Raw genomic sequence first — 17,210 nt, forward strand, 5'->3', positions numbered from 1 at the left:
GTAGGACGCCGCCGAACTAATATTGAGCTCCGGCCCCTGAACCTTCTGGTTCAGGGGCCGGAGCTTTTTTGTTTGGGATGTGCAGTGCTGGTCGTAACGTGACGTTCAACTGACCTGGACATGCTCCGCGACATGGGGACAGTGGGAACGCTCAGGTCGGCCGGTGTCCGCGCTGGTGACGAGGTGGTGGTGCCGGCCTACGGCAACGCCGAAGTCGCCCGGGCCGTGGTGGAGTTGGGGGCCGTGCCGGTGTTCGCCGATGTGGACGCCGACAGTTACTGCCTGGATCCGGCGGCGGTGGCGGACGCGGTGACCGGTCGGAGCGCCGCGGTGGTGGCGGTGCACCGGTTCGGGCGGCCGGCGGAGATGGCGTGGATCCGTGAAATCGGCCAGCGGTACGGGTTGTTGGTGCTGGTCGAGGACGAGCCGGGGGCGCGGCCGGACGCGGCGGAGTCGCGGCGGGAGCACGCCAGGTATCTGGACGGGCGGCTGAGTGGCGTGCGGACGCCGGTGCCGGCGTCCGGGCACCGCTACGAGCAGTACGTGGTGCGGGTGCCGGGGAACGGGCGGCCGGACCGGGACGCGTTCGCTCGGGCGTTGCGGGCCAAGGGAGTCGGCTGCAAGGTGCCGGTGCAGACGCCGGTGTACCGGATGCCGGGGCTGCGGCGGGACGTCTTTCTTCCGGAGACCGAGCGGGCGGTCGACGAGACGTTGGCGCTGCCGTTGGACGAGGGAATGACGCGGCGTGAGGTGCAGCGGATGGCGGGGGCCTGCAATGCACTGGGGGGATTGCTGCAGCCGGCTTTCTAGGTGGTGCGGGGCCAGTTCGGAGCTGCCGTGGAAGTGGGGTAGTATTTATCTCGTTGCCGGCCCCAATAGCTCAGTCGGCAGAGCGTCTCCATGGTAAGGAGAAGGTCTACGGTTCGATTCCGTATTGGGGCTCAAATAAGGGAAAGTCCCCCGCCGTTCGGCGGGGGACTTTTTTTGTATGGGGTTGACGGTGGCGGGGTGGTCCCCGCCGTCCGGCCCGAGGGGGGCTAGGCGGCGGGGACTTCGGGGACGCGCAGGGCGAGGATGGCCATGTCGTCGGAGGCCGGTTCGGCGGCGAAGCGTTCCACGGCGCGCAGGACGCGGGCGGCGACCGCGCCGGCAGTGAGGCCCGTACACGTCGTCAGGACGTCGGTGAGGCCGTCGTCGCCGAGCATGCGGGTGCCCTCGCGGCGTTCGGTGACGCCGTCGGTGACGCACAGCAGGACGTCGCCCGGGTCGAGGGTGACGGTCTGCTCGTAGAGTTCGAGGTCGTCCATGACGCCGAGGAGGGGCTGGGGTTCGGCGGCCGGCTCGACGGTGCCGTCCTGGCGGAGGCGGAGCGGAAGGGGGTGGCCGGCGCAGACCACCTTCAGCAGGGCGCTGCCGTCCGGCTGGGGCCACAGTTCGCCGTAGAGGAGCGTCAGGAAGCGGCTGCGGGCGCCCTCGTCGAGGATGGCGGCGTTGAGGCGCTCCAGGACGGCGGGGCCGCCGAAGCCCTCGCGGGCGAGGAGGCGGAGGGCGTGGCGGGCCAGGCCGGTGACGGCGGCGGCTTCCGGGCCGGTGCCGCAGACATCGCCGATGGCGAAGCCGTAGGCGCCGTCGCGGATGGGGAAGAGGTCGTAGAAGTCGCCGCCGACCTCGTTGCCCTCGCCGGCCGCGCGGTAGATGACCTCGACCTCGACGCCGGGGATGTCGGGGAGCTCCGGGGGCAGCAGGCTGCGCTGGAGCGACTGGCTGATGGCGGTGCGCTCGCTGTAGAGGCGGGCGTTGTCCAGGGCCAGGGCGGCGCGGCGGGAGAGGTCCTCGGCGAGTTCGAGGATCTCCTGGCGGAAGTGTTCCTCGGTGGGCTTGCCGAGGGTGAGCATGCCGATGACGCGGTTGCGGGCGACGAGCGGGAGGACGACGGTCTCGCCGCCGACCGCGGAGGCGGTGGCGAGGGTGGCGCCGGGCCCCTTGGAGGGGCGGGCGGACTCCTCCAGGCCGAGGCTGCGCAGGGAGGTGCGCAGCGCCGCGTCGTGGGCGGCGTCGGCGGGTGCGGTCCAGACGCGTGCGCCGGGGGTGGGGACCGGTTCGGGCGGATCGACCTTCATCAGCAGGGTCTTGAGGCCGTCGATGCGGTCCTCGTCCTCGTGGAGGACGTAGGAGAGTTCCGGCTCCGAAGCCTGGTCGGCGACGGTGTAGACGGCGCACCAGGTGGCGAGGGTGGGGACCGTCATCTGGGCCATCAGGGCCAGCGTCTGGTCGCGGTCGAGGGTGCCGGCCAGCAGGTCGGACGCCTCGACGAGGAACGAGAGGGAGCCGCGGCGGAGCTTCTCCAACTCGGTGAGGCGGGCGCGTTCGACGGCGAGGGCGATGCGGTCGGCGGCGAACTGGAGGCGTAGGGCCTCTTCGTTGGTGTAGCGGGCCGGGCCCTCGGCGGCGACGCCCAGTGAGCCGGTGAGGCGACCCTCGACCTTGAGCGGGACGGTGACGACCGAGCGCATGCCGGTGCCGGCGAGGAGCGGGACGGCTCCGGGGACCGCGGTGAGGTCCTCGTGGACGGCGGGCATCCGGGCGGAGCCGTAGCGTCCGGAGCCGGCCTCGACGGGGACGCGGGCGAACCGCTGACGGGCCGAGGGCAGGCCCGTCGAGGCGCGGACCTCCAACTCGGTCTCGTCGTCGGTGGCCAGGAGGAGGTAGGCGGCGTCGCCGTCGAGCATGTCGCGGGCGCGTTCGACGGTGCGCTGGAGCAGGCCGTCGAGGTCGTCGGGGGCGGGGGAGCCGATGAAGACCTCGAAGGGGTCGACGGGGCGGCCCTCGGACGAGGTGGCGGCGTCGGCGGCGGGGGGACGCTGGGGGCTCTGGAGGATGGCGCGCTCGTGGTCGCGGACCAGGAGGCAGACCGTGGACGCCTCGCCGTCGGCGTCGCGGACCCGCAGGTGGGAGGCGTAGACGGGGACGACCCGGCCGTCGGCGCCCCTTATGCCGTACGAGCCCTCCCAGCGGGAGAGCTGGAGGGCCTCGGCGATGCCGGTGCCGGTGCCGGGGGTGTGCGGCCAGGCGGCGAAGTCGGTGAGGGGTTTGCCGATGACCTGTTCGGGGTCGTAGCCGAAGAGGTCCTGGGCGTCCTCGTTCCAGAACGTGACGCAGCCGCCGCGGTCGATCTGGATCACCGCGACCCGGACCCGGGCGTCGGCGACCGGGAGGGCGTCGACGGGGAGGGCGGGGCCGGCGGAGCGGGTGCCGGCCGGGCGCTCGGGGAGGTCGAGGTGGAACCAGACGTGCTTCTGGGCGGTGGTGTACTCCACGCCCCAGCGGGCGGCCAGGGCGCCGCAGAGCAGCAGGCCGCGGCCGCCCTCGCGATCGGGGTGGACCATGGCCGGGCCGGTGCTCTGGAGTGGGATCTCACGTTCGGGGTAGCGGTCGGCCACGGAGATGCGGACGCCGCCGTCGGTGCGCAGGCACAGGACGTCGGCGGCGGTGCCGGCGTGCACCACGGCATTGGTGACCAGTTCGCTGGTGAGGACCACGGCGTCGTCGACGATGTCGGCGTAGCCCCATCCCTGGAGGGTGTCACGGACGAAGGCACGGGCAGTGGCGACCGAGCGCCCGACCGGCTCGAAGGTGGCGGCGGCCCGCGCGGTGATCACTGGTCTCCTCATGCGTGTGTCGGTGATCTGCTCCCCCATGGTCGCGGTGCCCCTCCGAATACCTGTCGTGCTCGCACCACCGCCCGGGGGAAAACCGGGACGGGTGGACAGCCGTATGCCAGGTTACTTACCTTCGCCGGGCCCGGGGATGCCGGTCACGTGTCTTTCGCCCCAATCGTGCATCGGGACGATGTGCGATGCTGCCGAACTGTTATGGCCTGGTTGAGCCATGGTGAAACACTGGGCAAGCATGAAGAGAGCCCGGAGAGAACGGTCGACCCTGCGGGAGGGACACGGTGGAGTCTGGCGCAGCGGCGCGGGGCGTAAGCACGCGCGCAAAAGGCGGACGATCCCGGAGTAATGGGACGACTGAGGTCGATGCAGCTGCACTGAATCGGCTGCTCGCCGCGCTCGTCGCCATGCGGGACGGGAACTTCCGGAAACGGTTGACGGTTTCCGGCGAAGGCGTCATGTCGGAGATCGCGGCGGTCTTCAACGAGGTCGCCGATCGCAATCTTCACCTGACCGGTGAGCTGGCCCGGGTGCGCCGGGTCGTCGGACGTGAGGGAAAACTCACGGAACGGCTGGAGGCCGGTGCCGCCGAGGGCTCCTGGGCCGCGGCCATCGAGGCGTCCAACGCCCTGGTGGACGACCTGGTACGGCCGGTCTCCGAGGTCGGACGGGTGCTGTCCGCGGTCTCCGAGGGCGACCTGGAACAGCGGATGGATCTGCGGTCGCGGAGTTCGGACAGCTCTTCGGAGCATCCCCTGCGCGGTGAATTCCTGAAGGTCGGCCGGACCGTCAACGGTCTGGTGGACCAGCTCTCCGCGTTCACCGACGAGGTCACCAGGGTGGCCAGCGAAGTCGGTACGGAGGGCAAGCTCGGCGGGCAGGCGCGGGTGCGCGGCATGTCGGGTTCGTGGAAGGACCTCACGGACTCCGTCAACACGATGGCGTCCCGACTGACCGCGCAGGTGCGGGACATCGCGCTCGTCACCACCGCCGTCGCCAAGGGCGACCTCTCGCGGAAGGTGACAGTCCATGTCGCCGGCGAGATGCTGGAGCTGAAGAACACCGTCAACACGATGGTGGACCAGTTGTCCTCGTTCGCCTCCGAGGTGACCCGGGTCGCCCGGGAGGTCGGCACGGAGGGCGAGCTGGGCGGGCAGGCCCAGGTGCCCGGCGTGGCCGGGGTGTGGAAGGACCTGACCGATTCGGTCAACCTCATGGCGGGCAACCTCACCGCGCAGGTGCGGGGGATCGCCCAGGTCACGACCGCGGTCGCCAGCGGCGACCTCTCGCAGAAGGTCACGGTCAGCGCCCGCGGCGAGGTGGCGCAGCTGGCCGAGACCATCAACACCATGACCGAGACCCTGCGCACCTTCGCCGACGAGGTGACGCGGGTCGCGAACGAGGTCGGGGCCGAGGGCCAGCTCGGCGGTCAGGCGCAGGTGCCGGGTGCCGCCGGTACGTGGAAGGACCTCACCGACTCGGTGAACACCGCTTTCCGCAACCTCACCGGGCAGGTCCGGGACATCGCGCAGGTGACCACGGCGGTGGCCAACGGCGACCTGTCGCAGAAGGTCACCGTCGATGTGGCCGGCGAGATGCTGGAGTTGAAGAACACCGTCAACACGATGGTGGACCAGCTGTCGTCGTTCGGCGCCGAAGTGACGCGGGTGGCCCGGGAGATCGGTGTCGAGGGTGAACTGGGCGGCCAGGCCGCCGTACCGGGCGCCGCGGGCACCTGGAAGGACCTCACCGACTCCGTCAACACCGCTTTCCGCAACCTCACCGGGCAGGTGCGCAACATCGCGCAGGTGACCACGGCGGTGGCCAACGGCGACCTGTCGCAGAAGGTCACCGTCGACGTCTCCGGCGAGATGCTCCAGCTGAAGAACACCGTGAACACCATGGTGGACCAGCTGTCGTCGTTCGCGGACCAGGTCACCCGCATGGCCCGGGACGTGGGCACGGAGGGCCGGCTGGGCGGTCAGGCGCGGGTGGACGGCGTCAGCGGCACCTGGAAGGAACTGACCGACTCCGTCAACTTCATGGCGGGCAACCTCACCTCGCAGGTGCGGCAGATCGCCCAGGTGACGACGGCGGTGGCGCGCGGCGACCTGTCGCAGAAGATCGACGTCGATGCGCGCGGCGAGATCCTGGAGCTGAAGAACACCATCAACACGATGGTCGACCAGCTCTCCGCCTTCGCCGAGCAGGTGACCCGGGTCGCCCGGGAGGTCGGTACGGAAGGCCGGCTCGGGGGGCAGGCGCAGGTGCCGGGCGTCGCCGGCGTCTGGCGCGACCTGACCGACTCGGTGAACGGCATGGCCGGCAACCTCACCGCCCAGGTCCGCAACATCGCGCAGGTCGCGACGGCGGTGGCGCGCGGTGACCTGTCGCAGAAGATCGACGTGGACGCCCGCGGCGAGATCCTGGAGCTGAAGAACACCCTCAACACGATGGTGGACCAGCTCTCGTCGTTCGCCGAGGAGGTCACCCGGGTCGCCCGGGAGGTCGGCACCGAGGGCATCCTGGGCGGCCAGGCCGAGGTGCAGGGCGTCAGCGGCACCTGGAAGGACCTCACCCAGTCCGTCAACTTCATGGCGAACAACCTGACCTCGCAGGTGCGCAACATCGGCGAGGTGACCACCGCGGTGGCCCGCGGCGACCTGTCGAAGAAGATCACGGTCGACGCCAAGGGCGAGATCCTCGAACTCGTCACGACCGTGAACACCATGGTCGACCAGCTGTCGCTGTTCGCGGAGCAGGTGACGCGGGTGGCCCGCGAGGTCGGCACCGAGGGCCAACTCGGCGGTCAGGCAAGGGTTCCGGGTGTCACCGGCATCTGGAAGGACCTCAGCGACAACGTCAACCTGATGGCCAACAACCTGACCATCCAGGTGCGGAACATCTCGCAGGTCTCGGCGGCGGTCGCCAACGGCGACCTGACGAAGAAGGTGACGGTCGAGGCGCGCGGCGAGGTCGCGCAGCTGGCCGACACCGTCAACACCATGGTGACCACCCTCTCGTCGTTCGCCGACGAGGTGACCCGGGTGGCCCGTGAGGTGGGCACCGACGGCATCCTGGGCGGCCAGGCCCGCGTCCCCGGCGTCGCCGGCACGTGGAAGGACCTCACCGAGTCGGTGAACTCCATGGCCAACAACCTGACCGGCCAGGTCCGCAACATCGCCATGGTCACCACCGCCATCGCCAAGGGCGATCTGACCAAGAAGATCGACATCGACGCGCGGGGCGAGATCCTCGCGCTGAAGACCACCATCAACACGATGGTCGACCAGCTGTCCTCGTTCGCCGAGCAGGTCACCAGGGTGGCCCGCGAGGTGGGTACGGAGGGCCAGCTGGGCGGTCAGGCGCAGGTGCGCGGCGTGGCCGGCACCTGGAAGGACCTGACGGAGTCGGTGAACGAGATGGCCGGGAACCTCACCCGGCAGGTGCGGGCCATCGCCGCGGTCGCCGCGGCGGTGACCCTCGGCGACCACAACGTCCGGATCGACGTGGACGCGGCCGGCGAGATCCTGGAGCTCCAGGACAACATCAACACCATGATCTCCACGCTCCGGGAGACCACCCTCGCCAACGAGGAGCAGGACTGGCTGAAGGGCAACCTCGCCCGGATCTCCGGTCTGATGCAGGGCCGCCGCGACCTCAAGGACGTCGCCACGCTCATCATGAGCGAGCTCTCGCCCGCGGTCTCCGCGCAGCACGGGGCGTTCTTCCTCGCCGCGCGGCCCGACGTGCAGGAGCTCGGCACCGACGGCGGCGGCGGGTACGAACTGCGGCTGATGGGCTCGTACGGCTACTCGATGGGCGGGATGCCGACGACGTTCCGGCCGGGGGAGACGCTGATCGGGACGGCGGCGGAGGAGGGCCGCACGATCCTGGTGGAGAACGTGCCCTCCGGATACCTCAAGATCGCCTCGGGGCTGGGGGAGGCGCCGCCGGCCAACGTCATCGTGCTGCCGGTGCTCTTCGAGGACAAGGTGCTCGGCGTGATCGAGCTGGCGTCGTTCCAGCCGTTCACCCAGATCCAGAAGGACTTCCTCAGCCAGATCGCGGAGATGATCGCGACCAGCGTCAACACCATCTCGGTGAACACCAAGACCGAGGTGCTGCTGGGCCAGTCGCAGGAGCTGACCGAGCAACTCCGGGAGCGGTCGGCGGAGTTGGAGAGCCGGCAGAAGGCGCTGGAGCTGTCCAACTCCGAACTGGAGGAGAAGGCCGAGCAGCTGCGCGCGCAGAACCGCGACATCGAGGTGAAGAACACCGAGATCGAGGAGGCGCGGCAGGTCCTGGAGGAGCGCGCCGAGCAGCTCGCGGTCTCCATGCGCTACAAGTCGGAGTTCCTGGCGAACATGTCGCACGAGCTGCGGACGCCGCTGAACTCGCTGCTGATCCTCGCCAAGCTGCTCGCCGACAACGCCGAGGGCAACCTCTCCCCGAAGCAGGTGGAGTTCTCCGAGACCATCCACGGCGCCGGCTCGGACCTGCTCCAGCTGATCAACGACATCCTCGACCTGTCCAAGGTGGAGGCCGGCAAGATGGACGTCAGCCCGACCCGGATCGCGCTGGTCCAGCTCGTCGACTACGTCGAGGCCACGTTCCGCCCGCTGACCGCCGAGAAGGGCCTGGACTTCTCGGTACGGGTCTCGCCGGAGCTGCCCGCGACGCTGCACACCGACGAGCAGCGGCTCCTCCAGGTGCTGCGCAACCTGCTCTCCAACGCGGTGAAGTTCACCGACAGCGGCGCCGTCGAGCTGGTGATCCGGCCGGCCGGGGAGGACGTCCCGGTGGCCATCCGCGAGCAGCTGCTGGAGCACGGTTCGCTGCGCGACCCGGACGCCGCCATGATCGCCTTCTCGGTGACCGACACCGGTATCGGCATCGCGTCGAGCAAGATGCGGGTCATCTTCGAGGCGTTCAAGCAGGCGGACGGCACCACCAGCCGCAAGTACGGCGGCACCGGCCTGGGCCTGTCCATCAGCCGGGAGATCGCCCGTCTGCTGGGTGGCGAGATCCACGCCCAGAGCGAGCCCAACCGCGGTTCGACGTTCACGCTGTACCTGCCGCACAACCTGGGCGGGCTGCCGCCGCAGGGCTATCCGCAGCTGGTGGCCGGCGGGCTGGCGATGGACGCGGAGGCGCGGGAGACCGAGGACGGGCTCCAGGAGAGCGTGGAGCCGCCGCGTGAGACGGGGACCGGTGGCAGCCTCAACCGGCGCCGCCGGCGGGCGGTTTCCAGTGGCGCCCAGCGGTTCGCGCTGCCGGGCCAGCCGACGCTCGCGCAGCAGCAGCTCTCCGCGGCGGCCCAGCAGGCCGCCCAGCGGGCGGAGGAGCCCTGGCTCGGCAACGGGCAGGACCTGGTCGACCCGGGCTTCGAGGGCGGGTTCCACGGCGAGAAGGTGCTGATCGTCGACGACGACATCCGCAACGTCTTCGCGCTCACCAGCGTGCTGGAGCAGCACGGCCTGTCGGTGCTGTACGCCGAGAACGGCCGGGAGGGCATCGAGGTACTGGAGCAGCACGACGACATCGTGCTGGTCCTGATGGACATCATGATGCCGGAGATGGACGGTTACGCGACCACCGCGGCGATCCGGCGGATGCCGCAGTTCGCCGGGCTGCCGATCATCGCGCTGACGGCTAAGGCCATGAAGGGCGACCGGGAGAAGAGCATCGACTCCGGGGCGTCGGACTACGTGACCAAGCCGGTGGACACGGATCATCTGCTGTCGGTCATGGAGCACTGGATGCGCCAGAGGTGACGGGGCGTCCGGTGAGCGTCCAATATGGGATCCGGAAGAGGATCATCGCGTGCTGACTCAGTGTGGCCGTGGACGTGTGGAACCGCGGGATTCGGGGAACTTTCTCGTCTCTCGCTGCGTTTCTGCTAAGTGCACAGTGACATCGCGGTGACAGGGTGTGGCGACAGGCGGGGTGCAGCTACGATGACCGGCACAAGGACGGGCGGCATGACGGAGTCGTCCCCTGGGGCGGCGTCCGGTTCCATGCCGGGGCGAGGAGGACGGGCCATGGTGCAGAAGGCCAAGATCCTCCTGGTCGATGACCGGCCGGAGAATCTGCTGGCGCTGGAGGCGATCCTCTCCGCGCTCGATCAGACACTGGTGCGGGCATCGTCCGGGGAGGAAGCGCTCAAAGCACTGCTCACCGACGACTTCGCGGTGATCCTGCTCGATGTGCAGATGCCGGGGATGGACGGTTTCGAAACGGCCGCGCACATCAAGCGGCGGGAGCGTACCCGGGACATCCCGATCATCTTCCTCACCGCGATCAACCACGGCCCGCACCACACCTTCCGCGGATACGCGGCCGGCGCGGTCGACTACATCTCCAAGCCGTTCGACCCGTGGGTGCTGCGCGCCAAGGTCTCGGTCTTCGTCGACCTGTACATGAAGAACTGCCAACTGCGTGAGCAGGCCTCGCTGCTGAGGCTCCAACTGGACGGCGGCCGGCAGAACGTCGGCGAGACCAAGGAGTCCGCCGGGCTGCTCGCCGAACTCTCCGCGCGGCTGGCCGCCGTCGAGGAGCAGGCCGAGGCGCTCTCCAAACAGCTCGACGAGTCCGCGGACGCCGCGGCGGTGGCCACCGCCGCGCACCTGGAGCGCAAACTGACGGGCCTGCGGCGGGCGCTGGACGCCCTGGAGCCCGGCGCCGGGGCACCCGCCGGCTGACGGAGCGTCCGCGGCCGGCTGACGGTCTTTCACGCGCCGGGCGCGCGACACGAATGGGTGAAGCGCCGCGCGCTCGTGCCGCGCACGCCGGCGCCTGTAATCTCGTCGGCATGGCCTCACGTACGTCCGGCAAGGGAACCCAGCGCACGGCGGGCCCCTCGAAGCCGCGCGCCGGACAGTCCGGGGGCGCCGCCAAGAAGACCGCCGCCAAGAAGGCGCCCGCGAAGCGGCCGCCGGCCAAGAAGGCCGCGGTCGCCAAGAAGGCCCCGGCGAAGAGGGCGCCCGCCAAGAAGGTCGCGCCGAAGCCGGCGCCGTCGCCGACCGGCGGCGTCTACCGTCTCGCGCGGGCCTGCTGGCTGGGCGCCGCGCACGCCATCGGGGCGGTCTTCCGCGGCTTCGGCCGCGGCGCCAAGAACCTCGATCCGGCACACCGCAAGGACGGGCTGGCGCTGCTGCTGCTCGGCCTGGCGCTGGTCGTCGCGGCCGGCACCTGGTCCAACCTCTCCGGCCCGGTCGGCAACCTCGTCGAACTGCTGGTGACCGGGGCGTTCGGGCGGCTCGACCTGGTCGTCCCGATACTGCTCGGCGGCATCGCGATCCGGCTCATCCGCCACCCAGAGCGGCCGGAGGCCAACGGCCGGATCATCATCGGGCTCTCGGCGCTGGTGATCGGCGTGCTCGGACAGGTGGCGATGGCCTGCGGGTCCCCGGGGCGCGGCGACGGGCTCGCCGCCATACAGGACGCCGGCGGCTATGTCGGGTGGGCGGTGTCCAAACCCTTGATCTTCACCGTCGGGCAGACCCTGGCGGTGGCGCTGCTGGTGCTGCTGACCGTCTTCGGACTGCTGGTGGTGACCGCCACTCCGGTGAACGCCATCCCGCAGCGGCTCCGGGCGCTCGGCGCGCGGCTCGGTCTGCTGGAGACCACGGAGGACGCGGCTTACGAGGACGAGGCGGAGTACGCCGAGGAGTGGCGTGAGCAGCCGGCCCGCCGGGCGCGGCGGACCCCTCCCGCGCAGACCGAACCGGAGGCGCTGGAGGAGGCCGCGCTCGCCAAGCGGCGGCCGCGCCGGGCGCCGGCCCAGCCCACCGACCGGCCGATGGACGCGGTGGACGTCGCCGCCGCGGCCGCCGCGGCGCTGGACGGCGCGGTGCTGCACGGCGTCCAGCCCTCGCCGCTGGTCGCCGAGCTCAGCGGCGGCATCTCCGGGGAGCGCCGGGAGCGCACCGCGGACACCGCCGAGGAGAGCGGCGCGGTGCCGCCGGCCCGGGGCGCGGAGCCGCCCGCGGCCGCCCCGGCCCCCAAGGCCGAGCGCTCCCCGTCGGTGCCGGACCTCACCAAGAGCGCGGTGCCGGACCTGACCAAGGCCGCACCGGAGCCGACCGGAGACCTGCCGTCGCGCGCCGAGCAGCTGCAGCTCTCCGGCGACATCAGTTACGCGCTGCCGTCGCTGGACCTGCTCACCCGCGGCGGCCCCGGCAAGTCCCGCAGTGCCGCCAACGACGCCATAGTGGAGGCGCTGACCAACGTCTTCACCGAGTTCAAGGTCGACGCCGCCGTCACCGGCTTCACGCGCGGCCCGACGGTCACCCGCTACGAGGTCGAGCTCGGCCCCGCGGTGAAGGTCGAGAAGATCACGGCGCTGGCCAAGAACATCGCGTACGCGGTGGCCTCCCCGGACGTGCGGATCATCTCGCCGATCCCCGGCAAGTCCGCGGTCGGCATCGAGATCCCGAACACCGACCGCGAGATGGTCAACGTCGGCGACGTACTGCGCCTGGCGGACGCCGCCGGGGACGACCATCCGATGCTGGTCGCGCTCGGCAAGGACGTCGAGGGCGGCTACGTGATGGCGAACATGGCGAAGATGCCGCACGTGCTGGTCGCCGGCGCGACCGGCTCCGGCAAGTCGTCCTGCATCAACTGCCTGATCACCTCGATCATGGTGCGGGCCAGTCCCGAGGACGTCCGCATGGTGCTCGTCGACCCCAAGCGGGTGGAACTGACGGCCTACGAGGGCATCCCGCACCTGATCACGCCGATCATCACCAACCCCAAGCGGGCCGCCGAGGCCCTCCAGTGGGTGGTGCGCGAGATGGACCTGCGCTACGACGACCTCGCGGCCTTCGGCTACCGGCACATCGACGACTTCAACGAGGCCGTCCGCTCCGGCAAGCTCAAGACGCCAGCGGGCAGCGAGCGCGAGCTGACGCCCTACCCGTACCTGCTGGTGATCGTGGACGAGCTGGCGGACCTGATGATGGTCGCGCCGCGGGACGTCGAGGACTCCATCGTCCGTATCACGCAGCTGGCCCGCGCGGCCGGCATCCACCTGGTGCTGGCGACCCAGCGGCCGTCGGTCGACGTCGTCACCGGCCTGATCAAGGCCAACGTGCCGTCCCGGCTGGCGTTCGCCACCTCCTCGCTGGCCGACAGCCGGGTCATCCTCGACCAGCCGGGTGCCGAGAAGCTGATCGGCAAGGGCGACGGGCTGTTCCTGCCGATGGGGGCCAACAAGCCGGTCCGGATGCAGGGCGCGTTCGTCACCGAGGAGGAGGTGGCCGCCGTCGTCCAGCACTGCAAGGACCAGATGGCGCCGGTCTTCCGGGACGACGTCACCGTCGGCACCGCCAAGAAGAAGGAGATCGACGAGGACATCGGCGACGACCTCGACCTGCTGTGCCAGGCGGCGGAGCTGGTGGTGTCCACCCAGTTCGGGTCGACGTCGATGCTCCAGCGCAAGCTGCGGGTGGGGTTCGCCAAGGCCGGGCGGCTGATGGACCTGATGGAGTCGCGGAACGTCGTCGGGCCGAGCGAGGGCTCCAAGGCGCGTGACGTGTTGGTGAAGCCGGATGAATTGGACGGAGTGCTGGCGGTCATCCGGGGGGAGGCTATCCAGTAGCACGCACGTGCGGACCCCCTCGTCCGCGCGCGGAGGCAACCGTTTCCCTTGGCGGTACGTCAAGTTGAGGGAGGCGGGGGGAGGCTGCTCCGGCCTCCGGCCCCGAGGCTGCGCCACGGGGCGTTCTGATGGCGTACAAACCCGGCTCTCCCGCTTGCCCGACCCTTTCGCAACACCCCTAGACTGAACTTCCAGCAGGTGGCTACACGCTCGAAAGGCGCCCCCGTGTCCATCGGCAACTCCCCCAACTCCCCCGAAGAGGACCGGCCTTCCGCCGGTCCGGACCGGCCTTCGGTCGGCCGAGCCCTCCAGCAGGCCCGTGTCGGTGCGGGACTGACCGTCGAAGAGGTCAGTACGGCGACGCGGGTGCGGATCCCCCTCGTGCACGCGATCGAGCAGGACGACTTCTCGAACTGCGGCGGCGACGTCTACGCACGCGGACACATCAGAGCGCTCGCCCGTGCCGTCTCCCTCGACCCCCAATCCCTGATCGAACGCTACGACGCCGACCACGGCGGCCGGCCCACCCCGACCGTCGCCGCCCCGCTCTTCGAGGCGGAGCGGATCCGGTCGGAACCGCGCCGCCCCAATTGGACCGCCGCGATGGTCGCGGCGATCGTCGCCGTCGTCGGCTTCGCCGGCTTCACGTTCTTCAGCAGCGGCAGCAAGCACCAGGGCGGTCCGATCGCCTCCGACACCGCCAAGGCCGACAAGCCGGGCCCGGCCTCCAGGACCATCCACCCCCAGGCCCCCCAGCCGCCCCGGCCGGCCCCCTCCGACAGCGCCATCGCCGGACTGCCCAAGGACAAGGTCACGATCAAGGTGACCGCCAAGGACGGGCAGAGCTGGATCTCCGCCAAGGACGCCAACGGCAAACTCCTGCAGGACGGGCTGCTCAAGCAGGGGGAGTCGAAGACGTTCACCGACAAGGAGCGGATCGATCTCGTCGTCGGGAACGCCGGAGCCGTACAGCTGTACGTCAACGGCAAGGAGGTCAAGAAGGTCGGCGACGAGGGCTCGGTGGAGCGGCTGAGCTACACGCCGGGGGACCCGCAGGCGGGCTGAGGACGGCCGCCCGGACGCTCTCCGCCGCCCGCCCCCGGGGTCCCGGGACGGGCGGCGGAGACCTGCGCGCCATAGGGGTGTCCGGGACGAAGTAGGCTGAGCCCCATGCCCGAACGCCGTACCGTCGCCCTTGTCACTCTTGGCTGCGCCCGTAACGAGGTGGACTCGGAGGAGCTCGCAGGCCGCTTGGCAGCGGACGGCTGGGAGCTCGTCGAGGACGCCGTCGACGCGGATGTGGCCGTCGTCAACACCTGTGGCTTCGTCGAGGCCGCCAAGAAGGACTCCGTCGACGCCCTGCTGGAGGCCAACGATCTGAAGGATCACGGCCGGACCCAGGCCGTGGTGGCCGTCGGCTGCATGGCCGAGCGCTACGGCAAGGAGCTCGCCGACGCGCTGCCCGAGGCGGACGGGGTGCTCGGCTTCGACGACTACTCCGACATCTCCGACCGGCTGCAGACCATCCTCAGCGGCGGCATCCACGCCGCGCACACCCCGCGGGACCGCCGCAAGCTGCTGCCGATCAGCCCGGCCGAGCGCCAGGACGCCGCCGGGGTCGCGCTGCCCGGCCACGCCCAGTCCGGCGCCGAGGAGCCGGCGGCCCCGCCGCAGGACCTGCCCGAGGGCGTCGCACCGGCCTCGGGGCCGCGGGCGCCGCTCCGCCGCCGGCTGGGGAACGACCCGGTGGCCTCGGTGAAGCTGGCTTCGGGCTGCGACCGGCGCTGCTCGTTCTGTGCGATCCCGTCCTTCCGCGGCTCGTTCATCTCGCGCCGCCCCTCGGACGTGCTCGGCGAGACCCGCTGGCTGGCCGAGCAGGGCGTCAAGGAGATCATGCTGGTCTCCGAGAACAACACGTCCTACGGCAAGGACCTCGGCGACATCCGGCTGCTGGAGACGCTGCTGCCGGAGCTGGCCGCGGTCGACGGCCTGGAGCGGATCCGGGTCAGCTACCTCCAGCCCGCCGAGATGCGGCCCGGCCTGATCGACGTGCTGACCGGCACCGACAAGGTGGCGCCCTACTTCGACCTGTCCTTCCAGCACTCGGCGCCGAGTGTGCTGCGCGCGATGCGGCGGTTCGGTGACGCCGACCGCTTCCTGGAGCTCCTGGAGACCATCCGCAGCAAGGCGCCGGAGGCCGGGGCACGCTCCAACTTCATCGTCGGCTTCCCCGGCGAGTCGGAGAGCGACCTGGCGGAGCTGGAGCGGTTCCTGGGCGAGGCCCGGCTGGACGCCATCGGCGTCTTCGGCTACTCCGACGAGGACGGCACCGAGGCCGCCGGCTACGACGACAAGCTCGACCCCGAGGTGGTCGCCGAGCGGCTGGCGCGGGTGTCCCGACTGGCCGAGGAGCTGACCGCGCAGCGGGCGGCCGAGCGGGTCGGGGAGACCGTCCGGGTGCTGGTGGACCGGGTCGACGACGAGGACGACGGGATCGTCGGGCGGGCCGCGCACCAGGCGCCGGAGACCGACGGGGTCACGCTGCTCACGACCGGCCAGGACCTGCGACCCGGTCGTATGGTCGAAGCAAAGGTGGTCGCGAGCGAGGGCGTGGACCTCGTGGCGGAGGTGCTGTCGGTGGACGGTACGGGATGTACCGAGGAGGCGGGCAGATGAGCGGAGCCTCGGCTTCCGCCGCCGGGAGGCCGCGCACGGCGCCGGCCGTCCGGCAGGCCGGGCTGTGGAACATCGCCAATGTCCTGACGATGCTGCGGCTGCTGCTGGTCCCGGCGTTCGTGCTGCTGCTGGTGCACGACGGCGGGACGAGCCCGGTCTGGCGGTCGTTCGCCTGGGCGGCCTTCGCCGTCGCCATGATCACCGACGTCTTCGACGGGCATCTGGCGCGCACGTACAACCTGGTCACCGACTTCGGCAAGATCGCCGACCCGATCGCGGACAAGGCGATCATGGGTGCCGCGCTGATCTGCCTGTCGGTGCTGGGGGATCTGTCCTGGTGGGTGACGGGCGTGATCCTCTTCCGGGAACTGGGCATCACGCTGATGCGGTTCTGGGTGATCAAGCACGGAGTGATTCCGGCCAGCCGGGGCGGCAAGATCAAGACACTGGCGCAGGGCACCGCCGTGGGCATGTACGTGCTGGTGCTGACCGGGCCGCTGGCCACCTTCCGCTGGTGGGTGATGGCGGTGGCGGTGGTGCTGACCGTGGTGACCGGGCTCGACTACGTGCGGCAGGCCGTGGTGCTGCGCCGGGCCGGGCTGGCCCGGGAACGGGCCGGGTCGGCCGGGAAGCCCGCGAAGGACGACGTCCGGTGACCGCGCCGGGTTCTGCGGCGGCCGGGGCACTGGAGGTGCTCGCCGGGCGGCGGCAGAGCCTGGCGGTGGCCGAATCGCTCACCGGCGGGCTGGTCGCGGGCGAGCTGACCGCCGTCCCCGGTGCCTCCCGGGTGGTGCGCGGGGCGGTCACGGCGTACGCCACCGACGTCAAGCGGGAGCTGCTGGGGGTGGACGGCGCGCTGCTGGCCGCCCGCGGGGCGGTGGACGGCGAGGTCGCCCGGCAGATGGCCCGCGGAGTGCGCCGGGTGCTCGGTGCCGACTGGGGCATCGCGACCACGGGCGTCGCCGGGCCCGAGCCCCAGGACGGGCAACCGGTGGGCACCGTCTACGTCGCCGTCCAGGGCCCGGACGGCGAGGGCGCGGTGCGGCGGCTGGGGCTGACGGGGGATCGTGACCGGATCCGTCGGGACAGCGTCCAGGCCGTGCTCGCACTACTGCTTCGCGAACTCACGGAAAATGCGCGGGCACAGGATACGGAACAACACGGGGGGAATGGATGTTTGCAGCCCTGAGTGAACACGTACTCGCTCCCGGCACGCCTGCGGCCCGAGGCGGTACGGTGGGGCGAGAAGGATCCGC

9 protein-coding genes and 1 tRNA gene are annotated in these 17,210 nt (G+C 70.9%); 9 read left to right on the forward strand and 1 reads right to left on the reverse strand.

Features of this window, described 5'->3' with window-relative positions; all coding sequences use genetic code 11:
• Positions 1 to 132 precede the first annotated feature (132 nt).
• Both CG747_RS23615 and CG747_RS23620 read left to right on the forward strand, forming a co-directional pair.
• Positions 133 to 810, forward strand: a complete 678-nt coding sequence (locus CG747_RS23615; RefSeq protein ID WP_100603965.1) for a DegT/DnrJ/EryC1/StrS family aminotransferase — start codon at positions 133 to 135, stop codon at positions 808 to 810.
• A gap of 59 nt (positions 811 to 869) precedes the next feature.
• Positions 870 to 942: transfer RNA gene (locus CG747_RS23620), tRNA-Thr, on the forward strand.
• Between the two features lie 95 nt (positions 943 to 1,037).
• On the opposite strand, the gene CG747_RS23625 is transcribed toward CG747_RS23620, so the two are convergent.
• Positions 1,038 to 3,698: a SpoIIE family protein phosphatase gene (locus CG747_RS23625; RefSeq protein WP_100603816.1), complete on the reverse strand. Its 2,661-nt coding sequence runs from the start codon at positions 3,696 to 3,698 to the stop codon at positions 1,038 to 1,040.
• 257 nt (positions 3,699 to 3,955) lie between these two features.
• Between CG747_RS23625 and CG747_RS23630 the strand changes: the two genes are divergently transcribed.
• The 7 genes from CG747_RS23630 to CG747_RS23660 all read left to right on the forward strand — a co-directional run bounded on the left by CG747_RS23630 (position 3,956) and on the right by CG747_RS23660 (position 17,143).
• Complete coding sequence (locus CG747_RS23630) at positions 3,956 to 9,448, forward strand: HAMP domain-containing protein (protein WP_100603817.1); 5,493 nt, start codon at positions 3,956 to 3,958, stop codon at positions 9,446 to 9,448.
• Positions 9,449 to 9,715: 267 nt separating this feature from the next.
• Complete coding sequence (locus CG747_RS23635; RefSeq protein ID WP_100603818.1) at positions 9,716 to 10,375, forward strand: two-component system response regulator; 660 nt, start codon at positions 9,716 to 9,718, stop codon at positions 10,373 to 10,375.
• A 110-nt stretch (positions 10,376 to 10,485) separates the two neighbouring features.
• Positions 10,486 to 13,278: a DNA translocase FtsK gene (locus CG747_RS23640; protein ID WP_100603819.1), complete on the forward strand. Its 2,793-nt coding sequence runs from the start codon at positions 10,486 to 10,488 to the stop codon at positions 13,276 to 13,278.
• A gap of 225 nt (positions 13,279 to 13,503) precedes the next feature.
• Positions 13,504 to 14,343, forward strand: coding sequence for a helix-turn-helix domain-containing protein (locus CG747_RS23645; protein WP_100603820.1), 840 nt, complete (start codon positions 13,504 to 13,506; stop codon positions 14,341 to 14,343).
• Positions 14,344 to 14,448: 105 nt separating this feature from the next.
• The gene (gene rimO, locus CG747_RS23650) at positions 14,449 to 15,954 is read left to right on the forward strand and encodes a 30S ribosomal protein S12 methylthiotransferase RimO (RefSeq protein ID WP_100603821.1); all 1,506 of its coding nucleotides are present in this window, start codon (positions 14,449 to 14,451) and stop codon (positions 15,952 to 15,954) included.
• Entirely contained in the window at positions 15,951 to 16,610 is a 660-nt protein-coding gene (pgsA, locus tag CG747_RS23655) for a CDP-diacylglycerol--glycerol-3-phosphate 3-phosphatidyltransferase (protein WP_100603822.1), read from the forward strand. Before rimO ends, pgsA begins: the two co-directional genes overlap by 4 nt.
• On the forward strand, positions 16,607 to 17,143 hold the full coding sequence (locus tag CG747_RS23660; RefSeq protein ID WP_100603823.1) for a CinA family protein: 537 nt from the start codon (positions 16,607 to 16,609) through the stop codon (positions 17,141 to 17,143). The genes pgsA and CG747_RS23660 overlap by 4 nt, the downstream gene beginning before the upstream one ends.
• The last annotated feature ends 67 nt before the right edge of the window (positions 17,144 to 17,210 follow it).

It is taken from the genome of Streptomyces sp. CB02959 (genome assembly GCF_002803155.1).
In the GTDB taxonomy this organism is placed as follows: Bacteria; Actinomycetota; Actinomycetes; order Streptomycetales; family Streptomycetaceae; genus Streptomyces.